This window comes from Sphingomonas faeni (assembly GCF_030817315.1).
Taxonomy (GTDB): domain Bacteria; phylum Pseudomonadota; class Alphaproteobacteria; order Sphingomonadales; family Sphingomonadaceae; genus Sphingomonas; species Sphingomonas faeni_C.
Map to the genome: position 1 here is coordinate 100,578 of NZ_JAUSZF010000004.1, position 13,617 is coordinate 114,194.

General features: G+C 59.6%; 12 protein-coding genes and 2 pseudogenes. 4 read left to right on the top strand and 10 right to left on the bottom strand.

What is annotated here, in order from left to right; all coding sequences use genetic code 11:
• Positions 1-37 precede the first annotated feature (37 nt).
• Positions 38-1,066 carry an IS110 family transposase gene (locus tag QFZ54_RS18540; RefSeq protein WP_307089946.1) on the top strand — a complete coding sequence of 343 codons (1,029 nt, stop codon included), beginning with the start codon at positions 38-40 and terminating at the stop codon, positions 1,064-1,066.
• A 570-nt stretch (positions 1,067-1,636) separates the two neighbouring features.
• Entirely contained in the window at positions 1,637-2,122 is a 486-nt protein-coding gene (locus QFZ54_RS18545; protein ID WP_307089948.1) for a hypothetical protein, read from the top strand.
• A gap of 629 nt (positions 2,123-2,751) precedes the next feature.
• Here QFZ54_RS18545 and QFZ54_RS18550 read toward each other — a convergent pair.
• A protein-coding gene (locus QFZ54_RS18550) for an IS3 family transposase (RefSeq protein ID WP_373458637.1) occupies positions 2,752-3,917 on the bottom strand; the annotation gives its coding sequence in 2 pieces (ribosomal slippage) (positions 2,752-3,665 and positions 3,665-3,917; 1,167 coding nt in all).
• A gap of 114 nt (positions 3,918-4,031) precedes the next feature.
• On the opposite strand from QFZ54_RS18550, the gene QFZ54_RS18555 reads away from it, so the two are divergent.
• Positions 4,032-5,348 carry a lipopolysaccharide biosynthesis protein gene (locus tag QFZ54_RS18555; protein ID WP_307089950.1) on the top strand — a complete coding sequence of 439 codons (1,317 nt, stop codon included), beginning with the start codon at positions 4,032-4,034 and terminating at the stop codon, positions 5,346-5,348.
• A complete protein-coding gene (locus QFZ54_RS18560) occupies positions 5,345-5,779 on the top strand; it encodes an HIT family protein (RefSeq protein WP_307089952.1) in 435 nt (144 codons plus the stop codon). The genes QFZ54_RS18555 and QFZ54_RS18560 overlap by 4 nt, the downstream gene beginning before the upstream one ends.
• Here QFZ54_RS18560 and QFZ54_RS18565 read toward each other — a convergent pair whose 3' ends face one another.
• The 9 genes and pseudogenes from QFZ54_RS18565 to QFZ54_RS18600 all read right to left on the bottom strand — a co-directional run bounded on the left by QFZ54_RS18565 (position 5,780) and on the right by QFZ54_RS18600 (position 13,606).
• Positions 5,780-6,517: a phosphocholine cytidylyltransferase family protein gene (locus QFZ54_RS18565; RefSeq protein ID WP_307090503.1), complete on the bottom strand. Its 738-nt coding sequence runs from the start codon at positions 6,515-6,517 to the stop codon at positions 5,780-5,782.
• A 7-nt stretch (positions 6,518-6,524) separates the two neighbouring features.
• Positions 6,525-8,177, bottom strand: coding sequence for an FAD-dependent oxidoreductase (locus QFZ54_RS18570; protein ID WP_307089954.1), 1,653 nt, complete (start codon positions 8,175-8,177; stop codon positions 6,525-6,527).
• Entirely contained in the window at positions 8,177-8,929 is a 753-nt protein-coding gene (locus QFZ54_RS18575) for an anti-sigma factor family protein (protein WP_307089956.1), read from the bottom strand. The genes QFZ54_RS18570 and QFZ54_RS18575 overlap by 1 nt, the downstream gene beginning before the upstream one ends.
• Positions 8,930-8,937: 8 nt before the next feature.
• On the bottom strand, positions 8,938-9,462 hold the full coding sequence (locus tag QFZ54_RS18580; RefSeq protein WP_307089958.1) for a sigma-70 family RNA polymerase sigma factor: 525 nt from the start codon (positions 9,460-9,462) through the stop codon (positions 8,938-8,940).
• Between the two features lie 75 nt (positions 9,463-9,537).
• A complete protein-coding gene (locus QFZ54_RS18585) occupies positions 9,538-10,629 on the bottom strand; it encodes an endonuclease/exonuclease/phosphatase family protein (RefSeq protein ID WP_307089959.1) in 1,092 nt (363 codons plus the stop codon).
• Positions 10,630-10,725: 96 nt separating this feature from the next.
• Positions 10,726-10,833 (bottom strand): annotated as a pseudogene (locus QFZ54_RS20565) (integrase catalytic subunit); the annotation flags it as partial.
• Positions 10,834-11,120: 287 nt separating this feature from the next.
• Positions 11,121-11,935, bottom strand: a pseudogene (locus QFZ54_RS18590) (IS5 family transposase).
• 112 nt (positions 11,936-12,047) lie between these two features.
• The gene (locus QFZ54_RS18595; protein WP_307089960.1) at positions 12,048-12,752 is read right to left on the bottom strand and encodes a hypothetical protein; all 705 of its coding nucleotides are present in this window, start codon (positions 12,750-12,752) and stop codon (positions 12,048-12,050) included.
• Positions 12,753-12,850: 98 nt separating this feature from the next.
• The gene (locus QFZ54_RS18600) at positions 12,851-13,606 is read right to left on the bottom strand and encodes a hypothetical protein (protein WP_307089961.1); all 756 of its coding nucleotides are present in this window, start codon (positions 13,604-13,606) and stop codon (positions 12,851-12,853) included.
• Positions 13,607-13,617 lie beyond the last annotated feature (11 nt).

Genomic DNA, 13,617 nt, shown 5'->3' on the forward strand with positions numbered 1-13,617 from the left:
GAAGTAACCCTGATCCTGCCTATGACGGAGGACGACCATGAGCGCGTATGTCGGTTTGGACGTTTCGTTGAAAGAGACAGCGGTATCGGTGCGACGGGGCGGCAAACGCATCTGGCGTGGGAAATGTGCGTCAGATCCGAAGGTTTTAGCTGATTTGATCCGCGCACGCGCGCCGGACGCCGAGCGGGTCGTATTCGAAACCGGTCAATTGTCGACGTGGTTCTACCATGCGCTCAAGGCCGATGGTGTTCCTCCCATCTGCGTTGATGCGCGGCACGCGAAAGCTGCGCTGGATATGGCCGCGAATAAGACAGACGCTAACGACGCGGATGGTCTGGCGCATATTGCAGAAGTCGGCTTCTATCGAGAAGTTCGGGTAAAGGGGTTCGAGAGCATGCTGATGCGTACGCTGGTCGCGGCGCGAGATCAGCTTCTCAAAGTGATCGTTCAGATGTCGAACCAGATTCGAGGACTGATGAAGACCTTTGGCCTAGTCGTGCCGAAAAGCGCTGGCGGTGCTTTTGAAGGCCATGTCCGTCGATTACTGGCGGATAATGCCCAGCTTGAACGGATCGTCTTGCCGATGCTCGATGCCTGGCGAGGGTTGCGTATGCAGGCTGCTAAACTTGATGGGCAACTTCGTGCCGCCTCGCGGTTGGATCAACGATGCGCTCTACTCATGTCCATTCCTGGCATCGGTCCGGTCACGGCGTCTTCGTTCGTTGCAGCCGTGGAAGAACCTGGCAATTTCAAATCATCTCGTGCGGTAGGCGCTTGGCTTGGTTTGACGACCAGGCGCTACCAGTCCGGCGAAGTCGATTACGGCGGCCACATATCCCGTCGGGGAGATCCGCGCCTCCGCGGCCTGGTTTACGAGGCCGCTGTCGTGATCTTGACGCGTTCGACGGGCGAAAGCACTTTGAAACAGTGGGGTGTCGGATTGAGGGAACGTCTCGGCTTCAAGAGAGCAGCCGTGGCGGTCGCTCGCAAACATGCCGTCATCATGCACCGTATGCTGCATACCGGAGAGCTTTTCGACCGGACCGCTGGCGCTGCCGTCAGCTGACAACAGCTTGACCGAAATGCCAGCCTGAGGATGCCCCTGCCGGGGCGTAGGCCGGATCATTCCGCTATGTCCGTTGCGAAAGGCGACACTGCCTGAATGCGCATAGAACATTGGAAGATCCGCTTTTACGAAAACCCATCCTGCGGCGCCAAATGGCGACCGCGTAGACGACCATGTACCGGCAGAAGCAGTCATCAGATGATGCTTTTAACAGGTAGGAAATGTGCCCGATGAAATATCCTTGACCCCACCGCGATTAGACGACGGAGCCAGTTATCCGCTAACGATCGGCACGGACCGCTCAGGGGACGCAAAACACCTGGGGCTGTTGAAAGGCCTTCGCCTCGCGGCTCGCTGTCCCGATAGCACGCCATTTCGGAATTGGCCGAGTTGGATCGCCACCATCCACGGCTGATGCAAAAATCAATTCTTTGCATCAAAACCTAGAGGACAGCTGACCGGCAGAAAGCCAGTTATGTTGGGGCCATGCTAACGTACGTTAGCTATCCCCATCGGAACCAATCCAGACTCAAGCACTTCTATCCTCAGTATATTGTTAGGAGAAAAGAAATGCGCATTCTGACTTCGATCGCCGCTATTTCGCTGATCATCCCAAGTGTTGCCCTGGCCCAGACAGGTGGTACGTCCGGTGGTGCCGGTGGCACGACATCTGGCGGCAGCATGGGTGGTTCCACCGCCGGCGGCGGCATGGGCGGCTCCACCACGGGCGGCAGCATGGGTGGCGACCAGATGGGAACATCTGGTTCGACGGGACAATCGGGCACTTCGGCAAGCGGTTCCAGCACGACCGGCAAGAGCACGACCCGTTCGTCGCGCGGCAAGTCGTCGACCAGCCGTACGCGCGGCACGTCGGGCGCCGGCAGCAGCTCGAGCGACACCGGCAGCATGGGTACCGATAGCACGGGCGGCAGCATGGGCGGCACGTCGACTACGGGTTCGATGGGCACCGGAACGGGTGGCTCCATGACTGGCGGCACAGTGGGTGGCTCGGGAACGACTGGCTCGACCACCAGCGGCAGCACGACGCCGAACTGATATAGTTCTAACGACTTTCCGAGGGGCTGGCCGAGCGATCGGTCGGCCCTTTCTGTGTTTGTCCGGCGCGTCGCCAGTCCGTTTCGTGCCGTGGCAAGTCGTCACCAAGCGAGAGCACAACACCTCTCCGTCTCTGCGATGCAGAAAGCACCGAGACTGTTGAAAAACTCGGGAAGCAGTCAATGTGGTCACCTGACGCCTGATATGATCGCTAGCAGGACACCGGTTGCGCACAAGGAGTTGTGGCAGCCGAGAGGACATTGGAAGAATGTTGCTGACTTGAGCGCCGCCTCCAAGCCGGGACGAGTTTTTCAACAGCCTCCACCGGTTTTGCATCGACGCCGATCCGTAGGATGGGCCTAGGTCGAGTTTCAGTTTTCGCAGCGAGCATCGCTAGCGGGCCGATGCCGAAAGATATAAACGACTGGTATGAGCGACGATCCAAAATTGTACCGAGAGCGTGCGGACGCCGAGCGTGCAGAGGCTGAGATTTCCACGCTACCTAACGTTCGCACCAGGGCACTTCGATCGGCAGAGCGATGGGAAGAAATGGCTCAGCGCGCTGAACGTGTTCAAAGCCTAGCTGCCGAACGGTATAGCCATTCGGGCACTGACGTGACCCCCGTCTTTCATCCAGCGGCAACCAGAGACCGGCCGTTATTGTCGCGCAGGAGCGTGGGCGAAGCAACGGGCGGGTTTAAACCCGCCCGTTGCTTTTCGAGCTCGGTGGCAAAGGCCGCCGGTGTGGCGTAGCCAAGCGAGGAGTGCGGCCGCTCGGTGTTGTAGTCGTCGACCCAGCGCGCGAGAATCGCCCGCGCCTGGCGGACCGTGAAGAACAGCGTCTCGTTGAGCAGCTCGTCGCGCATGCGACCGTTGAAGCTTTCGACGAACCCGTTCTGCGTCGGCTTGCCCGGCGCGATATAGTGCCACTCGACGCCGACATCTCCCGACCACGCGAGCACCGCGTTCGAGGTGAGCTCGGTTCCGTTGTCGCTGACGATCATTTTGGGCGCGCCGCGCTCGGCGATCAGATCGGCAAGTTCGCGCACCACCCGCTTGCCCGAGATCGACGTGTCGAGCACCGCTCGCAAACACTCGCGCGTCACGTCGTCGACGATGTTGAGGATGCGGAACCGCCGACCGGTTGCCATCTGATCGTGCACGAAGTCCAGGCTCCAGCGCTGGTTGGGCAGCGCCAGCACCGGTGCGGGTGCCCGCGCGCCAACGGCGCGCTTTCGTCCCTTCCGGCGACGCACCGTCAGCCCTTCCTCGCGGTAGAGCCGCTGGGTCTTCTTGCGGTTGATCGTGATGCCGTCCCGGCGCAGCAGGATGTGTAACCGCCGATAGCCGAACCGCCGGCGCTGCTGCGCCAGCTCGCGCAATCGCGACCGCAGGTCGCCATCATCTGATTGGCACGAGCGATACCGCATGCTTTTGCGATCCGCCCCGACGACAGCACACGCCCGCCGCTCGCTCATCCCCAGCGCCGTCTGGAGATGCGCGACCGCTTCCCGCTTCGCGGCGGGCGTCACCATTTTTTTGACAGCAGGTCCTTCAGACCTGCGTTGTCGAGCATCGTGTCCGCCAACAGCCGCTTGAGCCGACCGTTCTCCTCCTCAAGCGCCCGGAGCCGCTTCGCATCGGACACCTCCAGGCCGCCAAACTTAGCCTTCCAGGCGTAGTAGGTCGCGCTCGACATCCCGTGCCGTCGGCACAGATCCGTCACCACCGCGCCAGCCTCGGCCTCTTTCAGGATGCCGATGATCTGCTCTTCCGAAAACTGCTTCCGCTTCATCTGTCCGTCCCTTCTTCCGGGGTCGGACTCTAGCTCCAACTGGAGGAAAAAACGGGGGTCACGTCACGGGCAGTCTGGACTTGCACACTGCGCCTACGGCTTATACCCGCCCACATGATGATCGAAGCGAGCAAGCACGGTATCCTGCAGCGTGCGCTTGCCAATGCGGGCAAACTGCTAGGTGGAAAAACTGCCGCTGGCGTTATGCAGCTCGCGAGCTTCGCGCTGGCTGCCCGTGGTCTTGGGAAAGCCGAATTCGGTGTCTTCTCTGTCGTTACCGCCCAAGCCATGGTATTCACCGGTCTTGCTACCTTCGAGTCGAACCAGGCTATTATTCGCTACGGCGTGCCACATCTCGAACACGGCGATCATCGCGCGATTCAGGCGCTGTTCAAGGCGGGAACGGTCCTCGACATCGGCGCGGCTTTAGTCGCGGCAATCGCGATTATTCTCACCGCTCCACTGCTGGGGCATTGGCTCGGCTGGACGGCGGATCTAACCAGGTTCGCGCAAGCCATGGCACCGCTGCCGCTGGCGAACGCGATCGGTACACCCAAAGGAATGCTCCGGCTCTTCAACCGTTTCGATCTTTTGAGCGGGCACGTCGTGGTTACACCGCTTGTCCGATTGGCGCTGATCGGGGTGCTTGGGCTGCTGGGGATGTCCCTTGGATGGTATGTGGCAGCATGGGTCGTTGCCGGCATCGTTGGCGCGTTCGTAGCTGTATTCCTGGCGTGGCGTGAAGCCTATCGGCTTCGACTGCTCGCGTTGATCGACACGCGCATGCGTGGCCTTTCAATCGACAATCCGGGCCTGTGGCGGTTCTCGCTGTTCTCCAACCTCAACTCGTCGCTAGCACTCATCCCAGGGCAATTGGCGATCGTCATGGTTGCAGGCATACTTGGCGAAAGTGCCGCTGGCCTTTTCCGGGTTGCACGCGAGATCGGAACCGGGCTGTTGAAGCCCGTCGACCTCGTCAATCAAGCGATCTACCCCGACATGGCTCGTTTGATCGCGGGCGGAAATTGGCGTGAGTTACGGCATACGGCGGTCCGGGCCGGTGGACTGGCGGGCCTTGTCGGCGCTGGCCTTACCCTGCTCACATGGATAGCCGGACCATCAATAATCGCCGTTATTTTTGGGCCTGATTTCAAAGCGGCTACCCCGGTTCTCATCGCTATCGCGGCAGCAACGTCTCTGCGCGTCATAGCCTTCGCTGCCGATCCGATCATGTATGCACTGGGGCGGCCGGACACACCCTTTGCGATCACGGCATTTACCAGTCTGCTCTTCGTCGCCATTCTAATCTGGCGGCTGCATATCGACGGGCTCGCTGGCGCAGGATGGGCTTTTCTCGGCATGAGCGCGGCCGGCGCGGTGCTGTCTACGATCGCTGCCCAGCGCGCCATTCACATCAGGAGCAAGACATGAACGCGACGATCGAACGGTTCGGATATCCGGGTACGCTGATCCACGAATGGTCGCACTGGGTCGCACTTATCCGTCTTGCACAGCCGACATTGGGCAGCCTCGTCCTCGCGGCAAAGAGTGACGCGATGGCGTTCGGCGATCTGCCGCCCGCCGCCCATGTCGAACTGACGGTCATCACCAAATCGCTGGAGGCCGCGCTTGCCCGTGTCGTCAGCTATGACAAGCTAAACTACCTCATGCTGATGATGGTCGATCCGCACGTCCATTTCCACGTCATCCCGAGGTATGACGGCGAACGAACCCTCGGGAACCTGATCCTAAGCGATGAGGGTTGGCCCGGCGTACCGTTGCTCGGTCAGGCTACTCAGTTGACCGATGCTGAAGCCGCCACACTGGTGATGGTTATGAAAGCCGCGCTCGAGGAGCAATAGTCAGGCGCTCTTCGCCAGGACAGCACGCCAACTGGCGGCGAGCGCCTCCGCAATCGGAAGGTCGGCCGGGTAATCGACCTCGGCTGACGGCATGCCGTCGACAACGACGGTGCCGACCTCGATCTGACGTGCCAGTGCATCCACGACGCTGAGGTACCAGTTCTCGACACCCGACGGATCGGCAAGCGCCAGCTCGACGGCTTGTCGGAACATTGTAGGGCCGCAGCCGCGGAAGGTGAGCAAGCCAATGGATTCCGCATGCGTGCGATCAACGGCGAGACGCTTGCCAACGGCGGTCACGATGTCGCCATCGAGCGTGACCTTCATGTCGTCCGCATCATACGATGTCTTGTGCGTGATCGTGACGTTGACCGGTGCCCGGCCTTCACGGATCGCGGTTGCGACGATGTCGGGCGAGACGAGCGTGTCACCGTTCAGGATCAGAAAGTCGCGGTCCATCTCTTCACGTGCCAGCCATAGCGACGCAAGATTGTCTGCAACCTGAAAGAACGGGTTATACATCACGCGCACCGAGGAACGTGCCTCGATCGCTCGAATGACGCGCTTGGCACCAAAGCCGACAATCACGACAATGTCTTCGATTCCTGCAGCGTTCAAGGCATCGATCTGCCAATCGAGCAGCGTGCGCCCGGCAAACTCCAGCAGGCATTTCGGGCGATCGCGCGTGATGTCACCCAGTCGGGAACCGCGACCAGCGCTGAGAATGATTGCACGCATCGGGACGTCAGGATTGGAGAGCAAGGTCAGCCTCCTTTTGAGGAACAGGGAATCGGGAGGCCGCTTGGCTGAGGCGGGAGATCTGCCCCGCGGTGCGCAGCGCCAGTGCGGCAATCGTCAACGTGGGGTTTGCCCAGCTCGACGTCGGAAAAGTCGAAGACCCGACAATGTGCAAGTTGTCGATGCCATGAACGCGGCCATAGCCATCAGTCACACCTTGCCGCGGATCGTCCGCCATGCGTGTCGTACCGATATGATGATATCCACCGATCGGATGTGCGGAGACGAGTGGATCGCTTCGCCACATCTGCCCGGGATCACCGAGCCAATCCGAAGCCTGGACATCACCTAGCCCGAGCCGGCGAAGCTCTGCGCCAAGCGTGTCCACCAGAACGCCTACGCTGCGTTTGTCGATCGCCGACAACTGCCAATCGAGCGCGACCCTAGGCATACCCAGCGCATCGGTCTCTTGTGTCAGCGTGACCCGACTATCGCGATTGGGTGCCTGCTCCGCCCGGACCAAAAGCGTCAGTTCAGCGCGTCGGGCTTTATGAAGAAGCCAGGGTCGCAAGGGGTCAATATGGCGCTGCGTCCAGCTCGCGACAGTTTTAGTCCCCATCCATACCGCGCGACCAAGGCGTGTCGGCGCCATATCGTGCTTCAAACCGCCATAGACGCGCATACCAAGCGCCTGGGAGGCATCTGCCGGTTGCCGGGCAACGATCGTCAGGGACGTGTTCAGGATCTCCCTGTCGCGCTGCAACTGGGCGGAGGGAGTGATAAGGGCAGCGATATCGCAACCGTTAATCCGGTGCCGTCGCCCGAACAGCTTCAGTAACGACCATGCGTTTTTCGACAGTATTTTCCCGCCGCGCGCATGGGGGTGCTCCATGAAATACCGGCCGACCAGATCGCGCCCGTTGCCCAGACCGCTCGGCATCGCTGAGCGCGACGCGAGGAGGAGACGCGCGTTCTCGATGCCACCGGCAGCCAGGACCAGGTGACGCGGGCGTACCGTGAGGGTTTTGCCGCTAGGTGCGCGAACTAAAACGAATTCGACATGTTTCCCATCGGGATGCGCGACGATCTCTGTTACCGTCGCATGCGTTATGATCGTGCAACGGGGGTGTCGGACAAGATCGTCACACGATGTCATCGTGAAGCGATTGAAGCGCGCATCGAACGTCCAAAGCGGCGTCTGAAGCACGTTTGGATCAAACTGTGGAACGTCGACGCCTGCCTTTCCCAGAACATCGATCGTAGGTGTGTCCGATGGAAGCCCGAACAAGGGCCTGGCCGACCGGTAGTAGCTCTGAAGATCCGCCCAATCGATCGGCCACCCCGACCCCGGTACCCAATTGCGCTTTTCCAGGTCGATAGGATCGAGTTCGGCGCAGCGCCCGCCCCAGATCGCTGTCGTACCTCCAAAGAACCTAAGCCGCGCCTCGCTCAACGGATAATAGTCACGACCGACATTCGTCCCAGCATTGAGCGCAGCGGTTTCGGCTTCGTAGTCTGACCCACCACTTTCCAACAGCATCACCTCGTGGCCGCGGTCGAGAAGCTGACGCGCCATGATGATGCCGGCCGCGCCTGCGCCGACGACGCAAATTTCGGTCGTCCGCTCACCGGCGGCAATTGCGTTCATATCGGTCCGCATCATGCGTTCCGGTTGTTCGCAAGTGCTTGCGCGTACGTACGGAGGTCTATCGGGCTGACGTCGCCTGTCAGGACATAGATGTTACCATCGCGAGACCAATAAATGGCATCTTGATCGCCAACCTTTGTTTGGCCAGAAACTGCAATATCAGCGGCCCGTGCGCGTGCGGCAAAGAGCGCCATTCGTCGATTCCCAGGGATTTCGGCGACAACCTGCAAGCTCGGACCATAATCCGAAGGAAATAGCTGGACGTCGCGCAGGCTCCAGGTCGGTGGAAGCATGGGTATGCTGATCCTTGTCGCCGCCCGGACGTCCTTCGGATCGAACGCCGGCGCTTCAATCTGCGATGCCATTTCAGCTCTTAGTATCGACGTCTGCCTGGCCTCGATCGCTTCTTCGACGAAAGCGGGCACCGCAGCCTCGGCACGTCCGGACTGCCGCATTGGAGGGCCAACAACTTCGAATACCAATAGCATGGCTATCAACGCCGCGGCCGGTTTGAGCAAACGTCTCCGGCGTGGCGCGCTCATAGCGCGGTGGAGGGAAACCGCTGCATCGTTCAGCCGTGCCGCAGGTTCGCCACGCCAAACTGATGCGACTGCAAGCATGGCGTCGCGGTGCCGAAGATCGAGCAAAACACGTTCTGCCGCATCCGGATTGGTGAGCAGATAGTCACACACTTCTACCCTGCAGGCGGCATCGAGCTGATTGTCGACATAGGCCTGGAGTTCGGTCTCGGTGATCTCGGACATAGGCTCAACTACCGCTTTACGACGCGGAGCGAGGGGACAGTGCCCTGAGATAGGCCAGCACTTTGCGGATTGCGCAAGCGGGCGCGAGCGAGTGAAATTCGCGACATCAGTGTTCCGATCGGTATGTCGAGCGCGCTGGCGGCTTCCGCGTAGCTCAGGCCTTCGACCACGACCAGATGAAGCGCTGCCCTTTGGTCCTCGGGGAGCGCTCGCACGCCGGCTTCCGTCTGCTTAAGTGCAAGAGACAGCTCCTGTCCTGGCGCCACGACGGGGTCGGTTGCATCAGCAACTTCTTGTGCATGACGCTCGCGCGTTTTTCGCCGACGAAGGTCGCTGATGAAGCGATTATGCAGGATCGCAAACAGCCATTGGCGTAGCGGATGCGCCGCTTGGTAACTGCCGTTTTCTGCAAGTGCGATAAGCAGCGTCTCATGAACGAGATCCTCTGCTGCGGCCTCGTCGTGGGTCAGCGAACGTGCGTAACGCAGCAGTGTAGGAAGCAATTTAAGGACGTCGGGATCAGATGGCTTCATGTGACACATACGTGTCAGTTCAGATATTATTCCTACCGGTCCGTATAAAATTCGAATTTCTTCCCCACCGCAGCATCAGCGCGCGAGGCAAACGTTCGCTTGTGGTTCATTCAAGGCTAGAATTTTCGAGGAGTTTACGTTCCACGTGAGCCTGTAGGTCACGAGTAAGCCGTCATGATCGGACAGCTTGGGATTGCCCTTCGAGCCGTCGAACATCGCTTGAACACGGATCGGAACAAGCATGGTATCGGGGGGTGAACGAAACAGCTGGAGATCCTGGGTATCCATCCAGGGAGCATCGCCATCCCACGACATTTGGACATCGCAGAACAGCCGTTGGCGCGAACACCACTCGTGGACCATCGTCATCTGATTGGAGACGTTTTCGAACTGGCGGAAGCGCTCCGGAGAGTCTTTCATATTGAAGTCTCCCCCGAGAACCATCGCTGCCTTAGGGCTGCCGTTCCTCCTAACGAAGGCATCCAGTTCCACAGTTTGAAGCCCGTGCGCTTGCAGATGCCGGGTGGGCGAGACTCGCGATGCGTCTTGCGAATTAAGATGCGTATTGATCAGATCAATCGCGACTGGAACATTTGGTATTGCGATACGCGCAAACAACATTCCCTTGTTGCTGAGGCAATCGAAGCCCGCGCATCGATGAACGCCATAAGGCTCTGACAGCGTATAGATTATTGGAAAGCGACTGAAGATCGCCAGACCGGAGTTTACAGCATGAAAGCCCACTTCTCCCCTACTCAAATTGTAGGGGCGTGGCATCGGCTGCAAGGCGGGAAGTCTTTTTTGTTGCGTTCGCGCCGGCCCAGTTACGACATTGGCGTACCCGATATTTGTCATGGAGCGGACAGCCGTTCGGCTGAACATTTCCTGGACCATGACGACGTCGGGAGCTTTGCCGCTACGCCGCAGGTCGGCAAGTCTGAGTGCAATCTCGCGTAGTGACCCGCCTCGCTTGCCGCGCGCCGGCCACGCCAATCCCTCGATGTTGTAGCTTAACACATCGAACGTTGTGCTTGCGGTTCGCCCGTCGCTGGAGACTTCTATTGGCGGCACTCCGCCTTGGCTACATTCCGATAGCAAAGGAGCGGGAAGCGAGACGCAGCCTCCGAGCGCGATCACGGCAATGATAGAAATTACTGAACGATGCATATCCCCGGGCCATAACGATGAAGGCGTATCAGGCAAGGAAAGTAGCAGCGGCGACGGCAAGCTGAGCAGCCCCCACCGGGTGGTCTGGGTAGATAGTTAGTGCATTGTCGTCTCTGCTGCCATTGTCGGGCGGAGGTGGAGCGAAGCGGAACCGGAGGCCGACTATGGCGGTATCGCCGCTTCTGGTGCCGGTGGGGGGTAGCCCTTCGCTGCGCGTTTAAGCGACTTGGCGGTGTTTGAAGGTCTTGGGCTCAAGGATAAGCCGGGCATGATTATTGGCGCGAACACCTGGCGTACCGCGCCCGTTGCAGCTGCCGCGGCGTGAAGGCATTTTGCACCTCGGCAGATTAAGAATGTGCCGCCGAGCTCAAGAACGCTGCGGGACAAAGGGGCCATGCTGGTCACGCAGACTGTCGATCAAGGTATACCGCAAATGACACTTTGGTTGCTGGCTGTTCAATCAGGGTCCATTCGCCGCTGAACATGTTTAACTAGGCCACGTGGACAAAGGGCAGCCACAGCGTAACTGATGCGAGCGCGACGAAGCCGAGATATGACTCTGCTGTTTTGTCATAACGCGTTGCGACACGGCGCCAGTTCTTAAGCTTGCTGAACAAGCGCTCGACGAGATTGCGCCAACGGTATTTCTCGCGATCATGCGGGATCGGTATGCGGCGGTTGCTTTTGGTTGGAATGACCGCCTTGACATCCGCCTTGGCGAGTTCCTGGCGGATGGCATCGGCGTCATAGCCCTTATCGGCAAGCAGGGCCTCGATCCGGTCAGCCAGCATCCCGAACAAGGGCCCGAAGCCCTTCACGTCGTGGGCCTGGCCCGGCGTCAGGACGAAACATAGCGGTCGCCCCTGACCATCACAGCGGGCGTGCAGCTTGGTTGTGAAGCCGCCTCGCGAACGGCCGAGCCCTTCGAATTCTTGATCCCTTTTTTTAGCCCGACGGCGCAGTGGTGCGCCCGGACTACGGTGCTGTCGATCATGTCGGCGCTGACATCCCGCTCGACGACAGCGGCCAGGGTCTCCAGCATGGCTTCGAACACGCCCGTCACGACCCAGCGACGATACCGCCGGAACACACTGTTCCACTTGCCATATTCATCCGGCAAATGCCGCCATTGCGCGCCTGTCCGCGCCATCCACACCATGCCTTCGAAATAGGGCCGGTTGTCTCCCGCGGGTCGGCAGCCACGTCCTCGCTCCGACGGCAGCAGGGGCCCGATCAGAGCCCACTCATCATCCGAAACCCCAATCCGCTCGCCCAACGCCGCCTCCAAAAGACAGCCTTGAATCAACCGATCAGACGCGCGTCAACATTTGTCCACGTGGCCTAGTCGACCCTGAACGTACAGACAAACGTCATATTGTGGGTAATTGGCAATGGCAAGTTGGTACGACTCAGTTCGATTAATCGCGCTTGACTGATATTGCGTTGGTGGAAATAGCCGGCCAGACGAACATTCCACATTTTCTTGCCACCCATCTACCCTTTTTATCCCAGCATATAGGTTCTAGCCGCGGGGTAGACGCTTGGTCCCACCCCAAATAGCGTTGGAACTGTTGCTCGCCCATTGGGATCAGGCTGTTCCGTAACTCACGGGTGCGCTGAAGCACAATGTCAACAAGATGACCTTGTCCTACAAAGACGGCATCACGGCCTACCGCGCTGGCAGTTTGGCAAAACCCATATTGTGCCGCGACTGTGGCGAACTGAGCATATGTTCTTGTGCCAAACTGGTCGATAGCAGCTTGTCCAGCTTTAGGCGTCTTTGCGACACGCATGAAGTAGCGTTCTACGGTGTCAAACGCCATCTTCAACTCTACGGAATGATCGTTGATCACTGCGTTGTAGTTGGTCACGGATAACAAGGTAGGCTCGAACTGGCACTGTAGCGCAGCGACGTTGAGAGCCGCACGCATATTCCAGATTAGCGCGGCCCGCCGCTCGCTCTCAGTCGCTCCGGGCAATGCCTGACCAATGCCGGGCTCGTCACCCTGCACCTTTTCTCCACGGAAGTCCGGTGATTTAAGAAAGAATTGCGCACCGGCCGGTGGCGCAGCAAGTGCCGCTACTATTAACGCAATAGCCGATATAAAACGAGAACGTATCATCTAATCAGGACCTTGAATTGGTGCGTTTAACATCTGGTCGTAATCGGCCGCATGACCGCTCATCGGCGATATGATTCCGGCCGAAGCAGCGAGGCGTCTTAGAACTCCCGAATTATCCTGAGCCCGACCCTGGGACGGAAAGGGCCTACATGCCCGCGTTCGGCCCCCGCGCCGATCTGCGCTGACACCTTCTGCCCGATCGCGCGGTGAAGCTGGGGCATGAGCAGCCAATACTGGCTTGCCCCCGTCTGGCGGTTCACTTCGAAGCCAAGCACCGTTTCCGGATCGACGTCCCAGAACGTCGTGTGGTTGACGATCAGCCCCGTGCCCTTCGTGCTCTTGAGCGTCACGTCGCCCGCGCCAATCATCGTCATCGTGCTCAGTCTCTCGCCGAAACGATTTCCGAGCAGATACAGCAGACTACTCGACCAGCCGCCATCGCGGCGGTTGTGGAGGCCAAGATACTGGACGCCGTGGATGCTTCGGCCCCCGCGGAACGTACCGAACGTGCCTTGCAATCCGATCTTATAATCCGTCAGGCGGCCGTTTGTGAACGGCAGTTCGATCTCGACTGCGAAGCCGTCGGCGACGGCGTATTCCACTTCCGGCGCCCATTCGACATGCCGGCCAGGACCGCTGAGATTGACCTGTGCAAGTGCGTTAACCTCGAGTTCGCCGCGACGCGCGCCGAGCGGGCGCACCATGTCGAAGATCATCGGTTCCGGAATGGCAGGGATCGTAGCAGACGTCGCACCAGGAATCGAGGTGGGGATCGCCGATTGCGCGTTCGCACCGGTAGCGACGGCTGCGCCGAAGACGACGAGCGATATGTCGAACAGAAAGCGAATGGACATGCTGAGGATTC

Coding starts and splice junctions, on each gene's coding strand:
- QFZ54_RS18560 (WP_307089952.1), top strand. CDS start 5,345: ATGAACGCGACGATCGAACGGTTCGGATATCCGGGTACGCTGATCCAC.
- QFZ54_RS18545 (WP_307089948.1), top strand. CDS start 1,637: ATGCGCATTCTGACTTCGATCGCCGCTATTTCGCTGATCATCCCAAGT.
- QFZ54_RS18600 (WP_307089961.1), bottom strand. CDS start 13,606: ATGTCCATTCGCTTTCTGTTCGACATATCGCTCGTCGTCTTCGGCGCA.
- QFZ54_RS18595 (WP_307089960.1), bottom strand. CDS start 12,752: ATGATACGTTCTCGTTTTATATCGGCTATTGCGTTAATAGTAGCGGCA.
- QFZ54_RS18570 (WP_307089954.1), bottom strand. CDS start 8,177: ATGCGGACCGATATGAACGCAATTGCCGCCGGTGAGCGGACGACCGAA.
- QFZ54_RS18585 (WP_307089959.1), bottom strand. CDS start 10,629: ATGCATCGTTCAGTAATTTCTATCATTGCCGTGATCGCGCTCGGAGGC.
- QFZ54_RS18540 (WP_307089946.1), top strand. CDS start 38: ATGAGCGCGTATGTCGGTTTGGACGTTTCGTTGAAAGAGACAGCGGTA.
- QFZ54_RS18580 (WP_307089958.1), bottom strand. CDS start 9,462: ATGAAGCCATCTGATCCCGACGTCCTTAAATTGCTTCCTACACTGCTG.
- QFZ54_RS18565 (WP_307090503.1), bottom strand. CDS start 6,517: ATGCGTGCAATCATTCTCAGCGCTGGTCGCGGTTCCCGACTGGGTGAC.
- QFZ54_RS18575 (WP_307089956.1), bottom strand. CDS start 8,929: ATGTCCGAGATCACCGAGACCGAACTCCAGGCCTATGTCGACAATCAG.
- QFZ54_RS18555 (WP_307089950.1), top strand. CDS start 4,032: ATGATGATCGAAGCGAGCAAGCACGGTATCCTGCAGCGTGCGCTTGCC.